Source organism: Mycobacterium novum (assembly GCF_010726505.1).
Taxonomy (GTDB): domain Bacteria; phylum Actinomycetota; class Actinomycetes; order Mycobacteriales; family Mycobacteriaceae; genus Mycobacterium; species Mycobacterium algericum.
The window spans coordinates 1-13,645 of record NZ_AP022562.1; the positions used below are offsets into that span (position 1 = coordinate 1).

4 protein-coding genes, 1 rRNA gene and 10 pseudogenes are annotated in these 13,645 nt (G+C 70.2%); 1 reads left to right on the forward strand and 14 read right to left on the reverse strand.

Annotated features, from left to right (window positions below):
- Positions 1–55: 55 nt before the first annotated feature.
- Positions 56–907: pseudogene (locus G6N19_RS00005) on the reverse strand (ParA family protein).
- A 115-nt stretch (positions 908–1,022) separates the two neighbouring features.
- Between G6N19_RS00005 and G6N19_RS00010 the strand changes: the two are divergent.
- Positions 1,023–1,773 (forward strand): annotated as a pseudogene (locus G6N19_RS00010) (O-methyltransferase).
- A gap of 101 nt (positions 1,774–1,874) precedes the next feature.
- Here G6N19_RS00010 and G6N19_RS00015 read toward each other — a convergent pair.
- The 13 genes and pseudogenes from G6N19_RS00015 to rrf all read right to left on the reverse strand — a co-directional run bounded on the left by G6N19_RS00015 (position 1,875) and on the right by rrf (position 13,540).
- Positions 1,875–2,826, reverse strand: a pseudogene (locus G6N19_RS00015) (site-specific tyrosine recombinase XerD).
- Positions 2,823–3,440: pseudogene (locus tag G6N19_RS00020) on the reverse strand (NUDIX domain-containing protein). Before G6N19_RS00020 ends, G6N19_RS00015 begins: the two co-directional pseudogenes overlap by 4 nt.
- Complete coding sequence (locus G6N19_RS20990) at positions 3,433–4,146, reverse strand: glutamine amidotransferase-related protein (protein WP_232062450.1); 714 nt, start codon at positions 4,144–4,146, stop codon at positions 3,433–3,435. Before G6N19_RS20990 ends, G6N19_RS00020 begins: the two are co-directional and overlap by 8 nt.
- Before the next feature lie 10 nt (positions 4,147–4,156).
- Complete coding sequence (locus G6N19_RS20995; RefSeq protein ID WP_232062451.1) at positions 4,157–5,149, reverse strand: CTP synthase; 993 nt, start codon at positions 5,147–5,149, stop codon at positions 4,157–4,159.
- Positions 5,150–5,355: 206 nt separating this feature from the next.
- Positions 5,356–6,191: pseudogene (locus G6N19_RS00030) on the reverse strand (copper transporter).
- A gap of 115 nt (positions 6,192–6,306) precedes the next feature.
- Positions 6,307–7,482 (reverse strand): annotated as a pseudogene (steA, locus tag G6N19_RS00035) (putative cytokinetic ring protein SteA).
- A gap of 225 nt (positions 7,483–7,707) precedes the next feature.
- A complete protein-coding gene (gene recN / locus G6N19_RS00040; RefSeq protein ID WP_408632455.1) occupies positions 7,708–9,372 on the reverse strand; it encodes a DNA repair protein RecN in 1,665 nt (554 codons plus the stop codon).
- Between the two features lie 15 nt (positions 9,373–9,387).
- Positions 9,388–10,320, reverse strand: a pseudogene (locus G6N19_RS00045) (NAD kinase).
- A pseudogene (locus G6N19_RS00050) lies at positions 10,317–11,118 on the reverse strand (TlyA family RNA methyltransferase). Before G6N19_RS00050 ends, G6N19_RS00045 begins: the two co-directional pseudogenes overlap by 4 nt.
- 8 nt (positions 11,119–11,126) lie before the next feature.
- The gene (locus G6N19_RS00055; protein ID WP_013828785.1) at positions 11,127–11,303 is read right to left on the reverse strand and encodes a hypothetical protein; all 177 of its coding nucleotides are present in this window, start codon (positions 11,301–11,303) and stop codon (positions 11,127–11,129) included.
- A gap of 48 nt (positions 11,304–11,351) precedes the next feature.
- Positions 11,352–12,387: pseudogene (locus G6N19_RS00060) on the reverse strand (HAD-IIA family hydrolase).
- Positions 12,373–13,300: pseudogene (locus G6N19_RS21000) on the reverse strand (hypothetical protein); the annotation flags it as partial. The pseudogenes G6N19_RS00060 and G6N19_RS21000, both read right to left, overlap by 15 nt.
- Positions 13,301–13,427: 127 nt before the next feature.
- Positions 13,428–13,540: ribosomal RNA gene (rrf, locus tag G6N19_RS00070) — 5S ribosomal RNA — on the reverse strand.
- Between the last annotated feature and the right edge of the window lie 105 nt (positions 13,541–13,645).

The following is a 13,645-nucleotide window of genomic DNA, read 5'->3' on the forward strand; positions in this document are numbered from 1 at the left end:
AGGCGAACGCGGAAACCGGTGGCGGCCGTTTCGGTGTCGGTCTGGGCGTCGGTACTCACGCGCCGAATCGGTCGATGACTTCGCGGGCCAGCGCGCGGTAGGCCTGTGCGCCTCCGGACTTCGGGGCCCAGGTGGTGATGGGCTCCCCGGCCACGGTGGTCTCGGGAAACCGGACCGTGCGGGTGATCACCGTGTCGAACACCAGGTCGCCGAAGCGCTCCACCACCCGCGCCATCACCTCCCGGGAGTTGACCGTGCGCGGGTCGCGGGTCAGCAGGATGCCGCTGATCTCCAGCTTCGGGTTCAGCCGGTCGCGGACCTTCTCGACGGTGTCGGTCAGCAACGCCAGCCCGCGCAGCGAGAAGTACTCGCATTCGGTCGGGATCACCACCCCGTCAGCGCAGGCCAGCCCGTTGACGGTGAGCAGCCCCAACGACGGCTGACAGTCCACCAGCAGGTAGTCGTAGCGGTCCAGCACCGGGCGCAGCGCACGGGCCAGCGAGTGCTCCCGCCCACCTCGTTGACGAGCTGGATCTCGGCGGCCGACAGGTCGATGTTGGAGGGCACCAGGTCCAGGTTCTCGACGCGGGTCTGCATCAGCACGTCGTCGATCTCGACCCGCGGCTCCACCAGCAGGTTGTGGACGGTATGCGCCAGTTCGTAGTGCGGCACCCCCAGGCCGGCCGACAGCGCGCCCTGCGGGTCCAGGTCCACCAGCAGCACCTTGCGGCCGTACTCGGCCAGCGCCGCGCCGAGGTTGATGGTCGAAGTGGTCTTGCCGACGCCGCCCTTCTGGTTGCACATCGCGATGACCTTGGCGGGGCCGTGTGTGGAGCAGGGCTGCGGCTCGGGATGTTGCGCGGGGACGCCCGGTCAAGCCGACGGCGGAGCTGTCGTCGTCGCTCATGGCCGAGTCGGCGTGGTCGTGGCGAACATCCGAAGAAGTCTAACCGGTGACCGACGCCCACACCTGCTACATGAACAGTCCGCCGCGGCGTGCCGAGCGCCATAAGATCGCAGCCATGAGCCTGAAACGACGCCTCCCTTCCTGCGGTGGTCGTTCCTGCGGATGGCGACCGGCGGCCGCAACATCACCACCACCGGCCAGATCGGCGACGGCCGCGAAGCCGCCGCCGTCGACTACGTGCTGGCCCATGCCCGAGCGGCGATATCGACGACGTGCTGGCCCGCATCGACGAGTTCGCCTACGAGAAGTCGCTGCTGATCAATATCGGCGACGAGAAGGGCGCCCTGCTCGACGCCGCGGTGCAACGGGTCCAGCCGGCCCTGGCCCTGGAGCTGGGCACCTACTGCGGCTACAGCGCCCTGCGTATCGCCCGCTCCGCACCGGCGGCCCGGATCTATTCGATTGAGCTGGCCGAGGCCAACGCCGACAACGCCCGGCAGATCTGGGCGCACGCCGGGGTGGCCGACCGGATCACCTGCGTGGTGGGCACCATCGGTGACGGCGGGCGCACCCTGGACGTACTGACCGCGCGGCACGGCTTCGCCGCCGGCACGCTGGATTTCCTGTTCCTCGACCACGACAAGGACGCCTACCTGTCGGATCTCCAGAGCATTTTGGACCGGGGCTGGCTGCATCCGGGGTCGGTCGTGGTCGCCGACAATGTCAAGGTGCCGGGAGCGCCGCGCTACCGCGAATACATGCGGGCTCAACAGGGGACGCACTGGGACACCGTCGAACACAAGACCCACGTGGAGTATCAGCGTCTGTTGTCCGACCTGGTGCTCGAGTCGACGTACCTGGGGTAATTCCCTCCGCCGAGCAGTCGCGAAAGCCCCCTCCGCGGGGTGCTTTTGGGGGCTTACGGGTCTGCTCGCGCAGGAGAAACCGCGCGAAAGACCAGAAGAAACTAGCGGGCGCGGGGGTGGGCGCCGGCCCAGACCTCACGCAACGCGTTCACCGTGACCAGCGTGTAGATCTGGGTGGTGCTCACCGAGGCGTGACCGAGCAGTTCCTGCACCACCCGCACGTCCGCGCCACCGTCGAGCAGATGGGTCGCGAACGAGTGCCGCAGCGTGTGCGGTGACACCTTCGCGGTGATCCCGGCGCGTTCGGCGGCGTCCTGCAGCACCTGCCAGGCACTCTGCCGCGACAGCCGGCCTCCGCGGGCGTTGAGGAATACCGCCGCGGTACCGCGCCCGCGCCTCGCCAGGTCCGGGCGGCCGCGCACCAGGTAGGCGTCCAGCGCGGCCACCGCCGGCCGGCCCACCGGCACCAGCCGCTGCTTGCCGCCCTTGCCGCGCAACAGTACCGACCGATCACTGACGTCGACGTCGTCGAGGTCCAGTCCGACGGCTTCCGAGATCCGCGACCCGGTGGAGTACAGCATCTCCAGCAACGCCCGGTTGCGCAGTGTCAGTGGACCGTCCGAGACGCTTTCTCCGCCGGCGCCGGCCAGCAGCGCCGACACCTCGTCGATGGTCAGGCTCTTGGGCAGTCGCCGCCCCGGCGTCGGCGGCTTGACGCCGCGCGCCACATCCATCGGCGCCATGCCCTCGGCGGCGGCGAACCGGTGCAGGCCCGCACCGCGATCAGGGCGCCGGCCGAGACCGCCGACAGCGCCGGTATGCCGTTCTCCGGGTCGCCGCGCCGCAGCACACCAGGAAGTCGGTGACGTCGCTCTCGCCGGCACGTGCCAGGTCGTCGACGCCGCGGGCCAGCAGGTGCTCGCTGTAGCGGCGCAGATCCCGCCGGTAGGAGCTCAAGGTGTTGGCGGCGACCCCCCGCTCGACCGTCAGATGATCCAGGTAGCCCTGCAGCTGCCCGCTCAGCGGATCGACCGGCTGCGCCGCCGCCGTCATGACGGGTTCTTCCTGGCGGCGAACGCGGTAGGCCGGTCGACCCACTCGGCGTCGGGCGCAACGTCGTGAATCCCTGATGATGCAGATAGGCCGCCAGGATCCCTGCCACCGCAAGGGCGTTGACGATCTCACCGCTGAACACCAGCTTGGCGGCCTCGGCGATCGGATACCAGCGCAGCGTGAGATCCGCCTCCTCGTCGTGCGCCTCCGGGCGGTCGACCTCCGAGAGGCCGGTGGCCAGATACACCCGCACCGACTCGTCGCTGAACCCCGGCGTGGAGTCGAGGTCGACGAGCACCTGCCAGGTGGTCGCCGTCAATCCGGCCTCTTCGACCAGTTCGCGGCCGGCGGTCAGGTGCGCCGCCTCACCGCCGAGATCCAGCAGTCCGGCGGGCAGTTCCCACAGCCGCCGGCCGAACGCGTGGCGGTACTGGTAGATCAGCGGGATGTTGCGGCATCGTCCATGGCGACGACGCCGACGGCGCCGTAGTGTTCCACCACGTCGCGGGTGGCCGTAGTGCCGCCCGGCATCCGCACCTCGTCACGGCGCAGCGCGAAAATCTTGCCGCTGTGCAGCAGCGCGACGAGGTGGTCTCGAAGACGTGGTCAGCCACGGGTTACATGTTCCGGCAGGGCTTCTTGCAGCGGGTCGGCCAACGGCTGGGCGCTGCCGCCTCGCCCGTCTGCCCGGTGTTGGAGGTCGGCGGGTTGTTCGTGGTGCTGTTCGGGGATCTCCACCGGCAGCCGCTCGGCGGCCTTGTAATCCATGGCCGCACCGACGAACGCCGCGAACAGCGGGTGCGCCCGGGTCGGTCTGCTCTTGAGCTCCGGGTGTGCCTGGGTGCCCACCAGGAACGGGTGCATCTCGCGCGGGTACTCGACGAACTCCACCAGTTTGCCGTCCGGGGAGGTGCCGGAGAACCGCAGTCCGCTCTGCGCGATCCGGTCCCGGTAGGCGTTGTTGACCTCGAACCGGTGGCGGTGCCGCTCGGAGACCTCGGTGGCCTGATAGGCCTCGGCCACAATCGAATCCGCTTCCAGCACCGCCGGATAGGCGCCAGGCGCATGGTGCCGCCGAGGTCGGCCGTCCCGGCGACCGCGTCCTGCTGGTCGGCCATGGTCGCGATCACGGGGTCGGGGTGTCGGATCGAACTCCGCCGAGCTGGCTTGCGCGATCCCGGCGGTACGGGCGGCGTCGATCACGATGCACTGCAGGCCCAGGCACAATCCGAGCACCGGCAGCCCGTGGGTGCGGGCGTAGGCGATGGCGCCGATCTTGCCCTCGATGCCCCGGATCCCGAAGCCGCCCGGAATCAGCACGCCGTGCATCTCACCGAGCGCGGCAGCCGCCCGGCGGGGTGTCGCACTGATCGGAGGCGATCCAGTTGATCTCGACCTTCGCGTAGTGGGTGAAGCCACCGGCGCGCAACGCCTCGGTCACCGACAGGTAGGCGTCGGACAAGTCGATGTATTTGCCCACCAACGCGATTCGCACCGTCTCGTGGGGCTCGTGGACGCGGCGCAGCAGTTCGTCCCACTCGGTCCAGTCGACATCCTTGAACGGCAGGTTGAGCCGGCGTACCACGTAGGCATCTAGTTCCTCGCGGTGCAGCACCTTGGGGATGTCATAGATCGACGCCGCGTCCGGGGTGGAGATCACCCCGTCGACGTCGACGTCGCACATCAACGCGATCTTGTTCTTCAGCGGTTCGGGTACTTCGCGGTCACAGCGCAGGATCAGTGCGTCGGGGGTGATACCGATGCTGCGCAGCGCAGCCACCGAGTGCTGGGTGGGCTTGGTTTTGAGCTCGCCCGAGGGGGCAAGGTAGGGCACCAGCGACACGTGCAGGAAGAACACGTTGTCCCGGCCGACATCGTGGCGGACCTGGCGGGCAGCCTCCAGGAACGGCTGCGACTCGATGTCGCCGACGGTGCCGCCGATCTCGGTGATGACGACGTCGGGGCGCCGGCCGTCGGCGTCCGGATCGGACATCGCCAGGATGCGCCGCTTGATCTCATCGGTGATGTGCGGGATCACCTGCACGGTGTCGCCGAGGTATTCGCCGCGGCGTTCCTTCGCGATCACCGTCGAATAGACCTGTCCGGTGGTCACATTCGCCGACCCGGACAGGTCGCGGTCGAGGAATCGCTCATAGTGGCCGACGTCGAGGTCGGTCTCGGCGCCGTCCTCGGTGACGAAGACCTCCCCGTGCTGGAACGGGTTCATCGTCCCGGGATCGACGTTGAGGTAGGGGTCGAGCTTCTGCATGGTGACCTGCAACCCGCGGGCGATCAGCAACTGTCCGAGGCTGCTCGCGGTCAATCCCTTACCCAGTGAGGAGGCAACTCCACCGGTGACGAAGAGGTGCTTCGGCTCGGTTTGCGGGTGCTTTCGCAGTGGTGGCAACACCAACCTCCGTGACGACGGCGCAGGGATTGAGGGCCTGCCGACCCACGGAATCTCACCCTAACATCGACGGCGCACCCCGGCCGCTGACACGCCCGGCTCCACCGACCGCGGCCGGCCCGCTACTGCGCAATGGTGACCGAGCCGGCGCCGTGCCCGATGCCGTACTGACCCGAGTGGCCGCCCTCGATGAGGCTGCTCACCGCCATCACCGTGGTGATCCGGCCCGACTCGACGTCGACGTCGTCGACCGTGCTGACCGCCGCGGCCACCGAGTCGGTGCGGGCCATCGCGACCGCCGCAGTACCTGACGCGCAGCCGTCCCGGCCGGCCAGCACCGTCGCCGAGCCGTGCGGGGCCAACGCCGCGGCGAACCGGGCGACGCTCACCCCGGCGCTGCCGGCATCGTCGGGCAGGGCGCCACCGGTGATGACGACGGCCGCGTTGGCCGGCCCGAATCGCTGCTCACGGTAGGTGATGAAGCCGGTGTCGCGCAGCGCGGCCAGCACCGTCGCGCTGCGGGTCATCAACGGGCCCGACGGCCGGGTCGCGATTGATCAGCAGCGCGATACCGAGCAGATCGCCGGCCTGGGCGCCCGAGTCGATGAGGTTGCTGCTCAGCTGGGCACCGGCGGCACGATCCCGGACTCCATCACCGCGCGCAGTTTCTCCTCGGCGTTGCCGTCGACGAACTGCGTCGTCAACGCGACCGTTCCGGTGACGGTTCCGCCGGCCTGGCCGATGATCCGCGCCACCGCGTCGACGTCTTCGTCGGCGGCGTCGGAGTCCGGAAGACGACCGCGGACTTGCCCTGCAGCGCGTCGCGCACGATGCGTGGTGCCATGGCCGCGTCGAAATCGTTTGCGTTGCTGAGCCGCTCACCGAGTGCGTTCTGCTGTTGGTGCAGCGTGTCGATCTGGGCGCGCAACTCCTGCTTGTCGGACTGCAGGCCGCCCATCAGCGGGCCCGACAGCAGCCCGGAGCCCAGCACGACACAACACCAGCGCCAGCAGCACGGCGGTCAGCGACATCGCGTGGTAACGAGGGGTGATCATCGCGGTACCCCGATCCCGTTACGTCACCCAGTGCCGCAGCCACTGCGACAGGTCGTGCCAGTAGTTGCTGAGCCATTCGAGCACCAGGGCGTCGGTCTGCGACACCCAGAGCGCGACGATGACCGCCAGCAGCATCGACAGCACCAGCAGCGCGATCGCGCCGGCGGAGATCCGGCTGCGGTATAGCGTGGCGACCGCGCGGGCGGCCACCAGCTTCTCGCCGACCTTGAGGCGGGTCAAAAACATCGACGGATTCGTCAGCTGACGGGTCCGGTCGAAGAACGTCTCGATGTTGGCGGTGTGCCCGGCCGTCACGAGCAGCGCCGCGCCGTGATGATCGGCCAGCAGCAACGCCAGGTCCATCGCGGACCCGGCCGCCGGGAACGTCATCGCGCCGACACCGAGGTCCTGGATGCGCTCGAGCCCCGGCGCGTGACCGTCGGCGTCAGCGGGCAGCACCACCTGCGATCCGCACCGCAGCACTTCGGCGCTCATCTGATCGGGGTCGCCGACGATCAGCTGCGGCCGGTAGCGGCCTTGCGCAGCATCGGCTCCGGGCCGATGCCGATCAGCACCGGCTGGTACTCCTTGATGAAGGGCTTGAGGCATTTCAGGTCGTCGGCGGCGTCGGGTTCGTCACCGACCAGCACCACGTGCCGACGCCGCAGATCCACATCGATCTCGGGGATCCCGATCCCGTCGATGAGCAGCGGGCTCTCGCTGCGGATGAACTCGATGGTGTTGCCGGCGAAGGACTCCAGGTGCGCCACCAGCCCGCTCTTGGCCTCCAGCATCAGGTCGGCGATCTCGACGTCGCTGCGCTCGACGCCTCGTGCCAGCCGCCGGTCACCGGTAGACGGCGCCGTTGTGCAGCCGGATTTTGGCGCCGTCGCGGATCTTCTTGAACACCGTGGGTCCGGCTTCATCGATCAGCGTGACGCCGTTGGCGACCAGCACCTCGGGCCCGAGGTTGGGGTAGCGACCGGAGATGGACGCCGAGGCGTTGACGACACCGGCGATCTCGGCCTCCACCAAGGCGTCGGCGGTGATCCGGTCCAGATCGAGAATGTCGAGCACCACGATGTCGCCCGGGCCGACCCGCCGCAGCAGTCGGTCGATGTCGTGATCAACCCGGGCCGTGCCGATGACACCGGGCCGGGAGGTGTTACGAGACAGCAGCGCAGACATCTTCATGGCGGCGATTCTGTCCTCGAAACAGCTCAAAACCCGGGAGGCGCGCCGCAACAATAGCCTCAGAAGTTCAATTACGTCACAGTTGTCACACGGTCTTGGCGGCTTATCCGCCGCGGTCTACGTCCCGATCATCCCGGGCGGCGTCGAGCAATTCCGCGCGTGCGCCCGGGCGGTGTCGGTCTCCCCAGCCCGGCCAGCATCCTGGCCAGTTCGCCGACCCGGTCCTCATCCGTCAGCCGCCGCACCGCTGGCGCCGTCACTGCCGGTGGGCTCCACCATCAGGTGCACATCGGCGTAGGCCGCCACCTGCGGCAGGTGCGTCACCACGATGACCTGGTGGGTGCGGGCCAGCCGCGCCAGCCGCCGCCCGATCTGCACCGCCGCGCGCGCGCCGACGCCGGCGTCGACCTCGTCGAACACCATCGTGGTGCCGGCCGAGTCGCGCGACGACGCCGACAAGGACGAGGTGGCCAGCACCACCTCCAGTGCCAGCATCACCCGGGACAGCTCACCTCCGGGCGCTCTTGGCCAGCGGCAGCCCGTCATGCCCCGATGCGCGGCCAGCCCGAACTCGACGTCGTCGATGCCGTCGGCGCCGGCGTGCACCACCTGCGAGGGCAGCCGCAGGGCGGCCGGGTCGTCGTCGGCGGCCGGGCTGTGGTGCACGCCGACGCTGAACTCGGCGTCGGCCATCGCCAGCCCGGACAGCTCTGCGCTGACCGCCTTGGCCAGCGAGCCGGCCGCCTTGCCGCGCGCGGCGCTGAGATCGGTGGCGGTCTTGACCACCCGCTGCCCGAGCTCCTCGGCGCGATCGGACAGCGCCGCCAGGGCTTCTTCGGAGACGTCGAGTTGGGCCAGCCGCTCGCGCGACTCGGCCGCCCATGCCAGCACCTCGTCGACGTCGGCGGCGTACTTGCGGGTCAGCGAGCGCAGCTCGGCCTGCCGCGCCAGCTTGGCGTCCAGCGCGTCGGTGCCGGTGGGCAGTTCGTCGAGGTAACCGCCCAGTTCGCGGGCCACGTCGCCGACCACCGTGAGCGCCTCGCCGAGTTGGTCGCCCAGCGCCTGCAGAGCGCCGTCGTCGGTGCCGGTCAACGCCGTCCTTGCCTGCCCGAGCCGGTCGGTGGCCGAGGTGGGCGCGGTGGCCGCGTCATCGTCGGCGCCGCCTGCCAGGGCCGCCCGCGCGCCGGCCGCCGCGGCGCGCAGTGCGTCGAGTTCGGAGAGCCGGCGAATCTCGACGGTCAGCGCGTCGTCCTCACCGGGGCACGGGTCGACGTCGTCGATCTCGCGCAGCGCGAAGGTGAGCCGGTCGGCTTCCTGAGCCAGTTCCCGGGCGCGGTTGCGGCGGTCGATGAGGTCACGCCGCGCCGACAGCCAGGCCTCCCGCGCGCTGCGGTAGCGCTCCAGCCGGGCGCCGACCGCGGCGAACCGGTCCAGCGCACCGCGCTGTTCGTCGGGGCGCATCAGCCGCAGTTGGTCGTTCTGGCCGTGCAGCGTCAGCAGCCCGCCGGTGAAGCCGCTCAGCGATTTGGCGGGCACCCCGCGGCCACCCAGGTAGGCGCGCGACGGCCCATCGCGGCTGACCGAACGGGCCGCGATCACGCTGCCGTCCTCGTCGCGCTCGGCCCCGGAGGACTCCAGGAGCTCGTCGATCTGCGCGGCCGAGGCCGGTGCCAGGTCAGCGGTGCAGAACCGGCCTTCCACCACGGCGCGGGTGGCCCCCGAGCGCACCCGGTTGGCGTCGGCGCGCGCACCGCCGAGCAGGTGCAGGCCGGTGACGACCATCGTCTTGCCGGTGCCGGTCTCCCCGGTGAGCACGGTCAGGCCGCGGTCGAATTCGGCGGTCGCCGCCTGGATCGCGCCCAGCGACTCGATGCGGATCTCAGTAAGCAACGGCCGGCACCGTCGTCACTGTCCCCGCCAGCCGGTCACCGGCAGCCGGAATTTGCGCACCAGCCGGTCGGTGAACGGGGAGCTGCCCAGCCGCGCCCACTTGACCGGTCTACCGCCGCGCTGCACCTCGAGCCGACCGCCGGCGGCACCAACATCTTGCGGCGGCCGTCGCAGAACACCAGCGCGTTGTGTCCGTCGCTTTCAACCTCGATCGCGATCGTCGAGTCGGGGCTGGTCACCATCGGCCGGGCGAACAGCGCGTGAGCGTTGTTGGGCACCACCAGGATGGCGTCCAGGTCGGGCCAGAGCACCGGCCCACCCGCGGAGAACGCGTAGGCGGTGGACCCGGTCGGCGTCGACACCAGCACGCCGTCGCAGCCGAACGTCGACACCGGCCTGCCGTCGACCTCGAGGACGACACCGAGGACGCCCAGCCGGGGACCCTTCTCCATGCTGGCCTCGTTGAGCGCCCATCCGCGGTCGACGATCTCTCCCGTCGGCGCGCACCACGACGTCGAGCGTCATCCGGTCCTCGACTCGGTAATCGCGGGCGATGACGTGGTCGAGGACCCCGTCGATGTGGTCGGCCTCGGCCTCGGCCAGGAACCCGATCCGGCCGAGGTTGACCCCCAGCACCGGGATGTCGGCGGTGCGGGCCAGTTCGGCGGCCCGCAGGAAGCTGCCGTCGCCGCCGAGCACCAGCACCAGCTCGCAGCCCTCGGCGGCCCGGTTGTCCGGGTCCACCACGTCGATCTCGACTCCGAGGTCGCGCATGTCGTCGGGCGCCAGATGCAGCGAGCCTTTGTCGACGGCCTCGGCGGTCAGCACCCGCAGCGTGATGCCGTGGTCGCCCAACACCTTCTCGACACGGCGGGCGGTGTCGGTGGCTTCTTCCCGCCCGGTGTGCACCACCAACAGGACGGTGCGCTCGCCGTTCCCGCTATTCACTGGGGTCCCTTCGCGACGGCATCCTGGACAGCTGCATCCAGTGCGTCACCGCTTCGCGGTGCGGCGGCGGCGCGCAGGTGCAGAAAGTACTCGACGTTGCCCGACGGCCCCGGCAGCGGACTGGCGGTGACCGCGACGGTGCCCCAGCCGAGCTCAGCCGCGCGGTGCGCCACCGACAGCACCGCGTCGGCCCGCAGCCGCGGGTCCGACACCACCCCGCCGGCGCCCACCTGCGCTCGTCCCACCTCGAACTGCGGCTTCACCATCGGAACCATATCGGCGTCGGGTGACGCGCAGCCAGCCAGCGCGGGTAACACGGTGGCCAGCGAGATGAACGACAGGTCGGCGACGATCAGCTCGGCGAGCCCACCGATGATCTGCGGCGTCAGCCCGCGGACATTGGTGCGTTCGACCACCACGACGCGCGGATCGGTGCGCAGCGACCAGGCCAACTGGCCATAGCCGACATCGACGGCGACCACCCGGGCCGCGCCGCGGTCCAGCAGCACTTCGGTGAACCCGCCGGTCGAGGCGCCCGCGTCCAGGCACTGCCGGTCGGCGACGTCGATCCCGAAGGTGTCCAGCGCGCCGATCAGCTTGTGCGCCCGCGCGACAGCCGCGTTCGCCGTCGCCCGCGACGGCCAGGGCCGCCGAGAGCGTCACGGCGGTCGCCGGTTTCACGGCGGGGATGCCGTCGATGGTGACCTTGCCGGCGCCGATCAATTCGGCGGCCTGCTGGCGGGATCGCGCCAGTCCGCGCCGGACCAGTTCGGCGTCAACACGCGCGCGCCGCGACATCGATGCCCTCAGCCCTTCTCCACCGACTCCAGCGCGGCGACCAACACCTCGTGGGCCGCTTCGAGCCGCTGCGCCAAGGCGTTGAGATCGCTGTGAGCCGGTAGTTCGGCCAGCTCCGCTTCCCCGGGCAGCTCGGCCAGCAAGGCCGCGATACGTTCCCGGACATCATCAATCTCACTGTTCATGGGTGCCACCAACGCTAGACGATGTCAGTTTGAGCCGGTGCGTGCCCCTCAGGGCCAGGTGCCGAGCAAGGACCAGTGTTGCAGGGCCTGCGCGGCGGTGTCATCGGCGGACTCAACGGTGAACGGGCGCCCGGCCAGCTCGGCCTCCGCGACCGCCCCGGCCAGGGCCCGCACGATCGACAGGCCATCGGAGTCGTCTTCCTCGGGCTGCGCCCCGGCCACGGTGAGCGTCGTGCCGTCCACGCTGATCTGCCATTGCGGCTGCGGACCGATCGCCAGCCCGTCGGCGTCGAGAAGTAAGGCCCGCAGGTCGTGGCCGATGTAGGTGGGCCGCTGCTCGGCGACCGCGCCGACCGCGTCGCGCGCCGAGTTGACGCCGGTGAGCACCATCAGGCTGGGCAGCGCGGCGGCGTTGGCGGCGGCGATGTCGGTGTCCAGCCGGTCACCGACCACCAGCGGCGCGTAGAACTCGCCGCGGGTCAGCGCCTCGGTGAGCAGCGCCGGACCGGGTTTGCCGGCCACCTGCGGTTCGGCGTCGGTCGCGGCCCGCAACGCGGCCACCATCGAGCCGTTGCCGGGCAGCAGGCCGCGTTCCGACGGCAGTGTCTTGTCGACGTTGGTGGTCATCCACATGGCGCCGGCCCTGATCGCCAGCGCCGCCTCGGCCAGCTGCGCCCAGCCGGTCTCGGTGGAGAGCCCCTGCACCACCGCAGCCGGCTCATCGGAGGCCAGCCGCACCGGTTCCAGTCCGGCGGCGGCGATCTCAGCGGCCAGCGATTCGGTACCCACCACCAGCACTCGTGATCCGGCGGGAAGCTGCTCGGCCAGCAGATGCGCGGCGATCTGGGCGCTGGTGGCGACATCCTCGGCGGCGGCGGTGAAGCCCAGCCGGTTCAGGTGTGCCGCGACCTCATCGGCGCCACGCGAGGGTGTTGGTGATGAACAGGGCGCGGCTCGGTAGCTCCGCGAGGGTCTCGACGGCGCCGACGGTGGGTTCACCGCCGCGAAACACCGTGCCGTCGAGATCCAGCAGCAGACAGTCGTATTCGTCTGCCAGGGCCGCGCTGCCGCCGAGCTCGGCGATACGGTCCTCGACGTCGGTGACCCCGTCGACGTCGGCGGCGGCGGCCGCAGGAACCATTCCACCGCCTCGGACTCGCGGCCTGGCGCCACCAGCGTCTCGGCATGCGCATAGTGCAGCCGCGCCACCGTCGACCCGGTGCGGTCGGGATCGACTGCCGGGGTCGAGAGCACCGTCAGCGCCTGCTCCAGCTGGCCCAGGTCGGCGCGCGCCCCGGCGACGACGATCCGCAGTTCGTCGGCCTCGTCGCCCTCCAGCTGGGCGGCCTCGTCGCCGGCGGCCAGCTCGATCGCCCGCTGCGGCCGGCCCATGCCGCGCTCACAGTCGGCGATCAGCGGCAACAGCGCGGACTTACTGCCCATGCGGCGTGCCGCCCGCAACTCGGCCAGCGCCTGTGCCCAGTCGCCGCAGTGATAGGCGGCGATGCCGACCGCTTCGCGGACCGCGGTGATCCGCGTCGAGCGGGACCGGGCGGCCCGGCGTGCCGAAGAGCCGCCGGCGGGTCGTCGTCCAGCAGCATCCCGGCGGCCACCAGATGACAGGCGACACCGTCCGCGGTGGCCCGGTTCAGCGTGCTCAGTTCCCGACGCACCTCCGGAGCCAATTGCCTGGGTTCGATCCCGGGGGGAAGCGGTGGATCGTCGTAGCGCGCAGCCGGTTCCGCAGCGGCGGTATGCGGCGGCCGTGAGCCGCCGTCGTGGTCGCGCCGCGGTTGGCTGCGCCGATCCCGATCCCGATCCGGTCCGCCGCCTCGGGTCGTGCGCCGCTGATCGCCGGTGGGTGTGCGCCGCTGGTCGCCAGCTCCCGCCGTTGCGTTGCTGCGGACCGCGTTGGTCGTCCGGCGCCCCGCGCGACTGCCCACGTCCGCCACTTGCTCTGTTGTCGACCACGGAAACCTTTCACCGTAAAACCTCATGTAAGGATACGGCCCGCCGCTAATAGTCCGGCTACTGCACCGACCCGCGCTCTGGTCACGCGTTTCGGCTCGGGCTGTTGGAAATGCCTGTGGCCCCAATTGTTTTGGGGCCACAGGGCTATATTGTGTTCGGCGGTGTCCTACTTTTCCACCCGGTTGGGCAGTATCATCGGCGCTGACAGGCTTAGCTTCCGGGTTCGGGATGGGACCGGGCGTTTCCCTGTCGCTATGTCCGCCGTAACTCTATTTTTTTGTGTGGGTGCGGGCTGGTGGCCGGCACCTGGTGTCACCATTGTTTGTGTTTGGTGGTGGGGTGTGGGTTCTCTATGTTTTGTGGTGTGTGGT

Excerpts from the sequence above, each read along its gene's own strand:
- G6N19_RS00055 (WP_013828785.1), bottom strand. The coding sequence starts at position 11,303 with ATGAACAGTGAGATTGATGATGTCCGGGAACGTATCGCGGCCTTGCTG.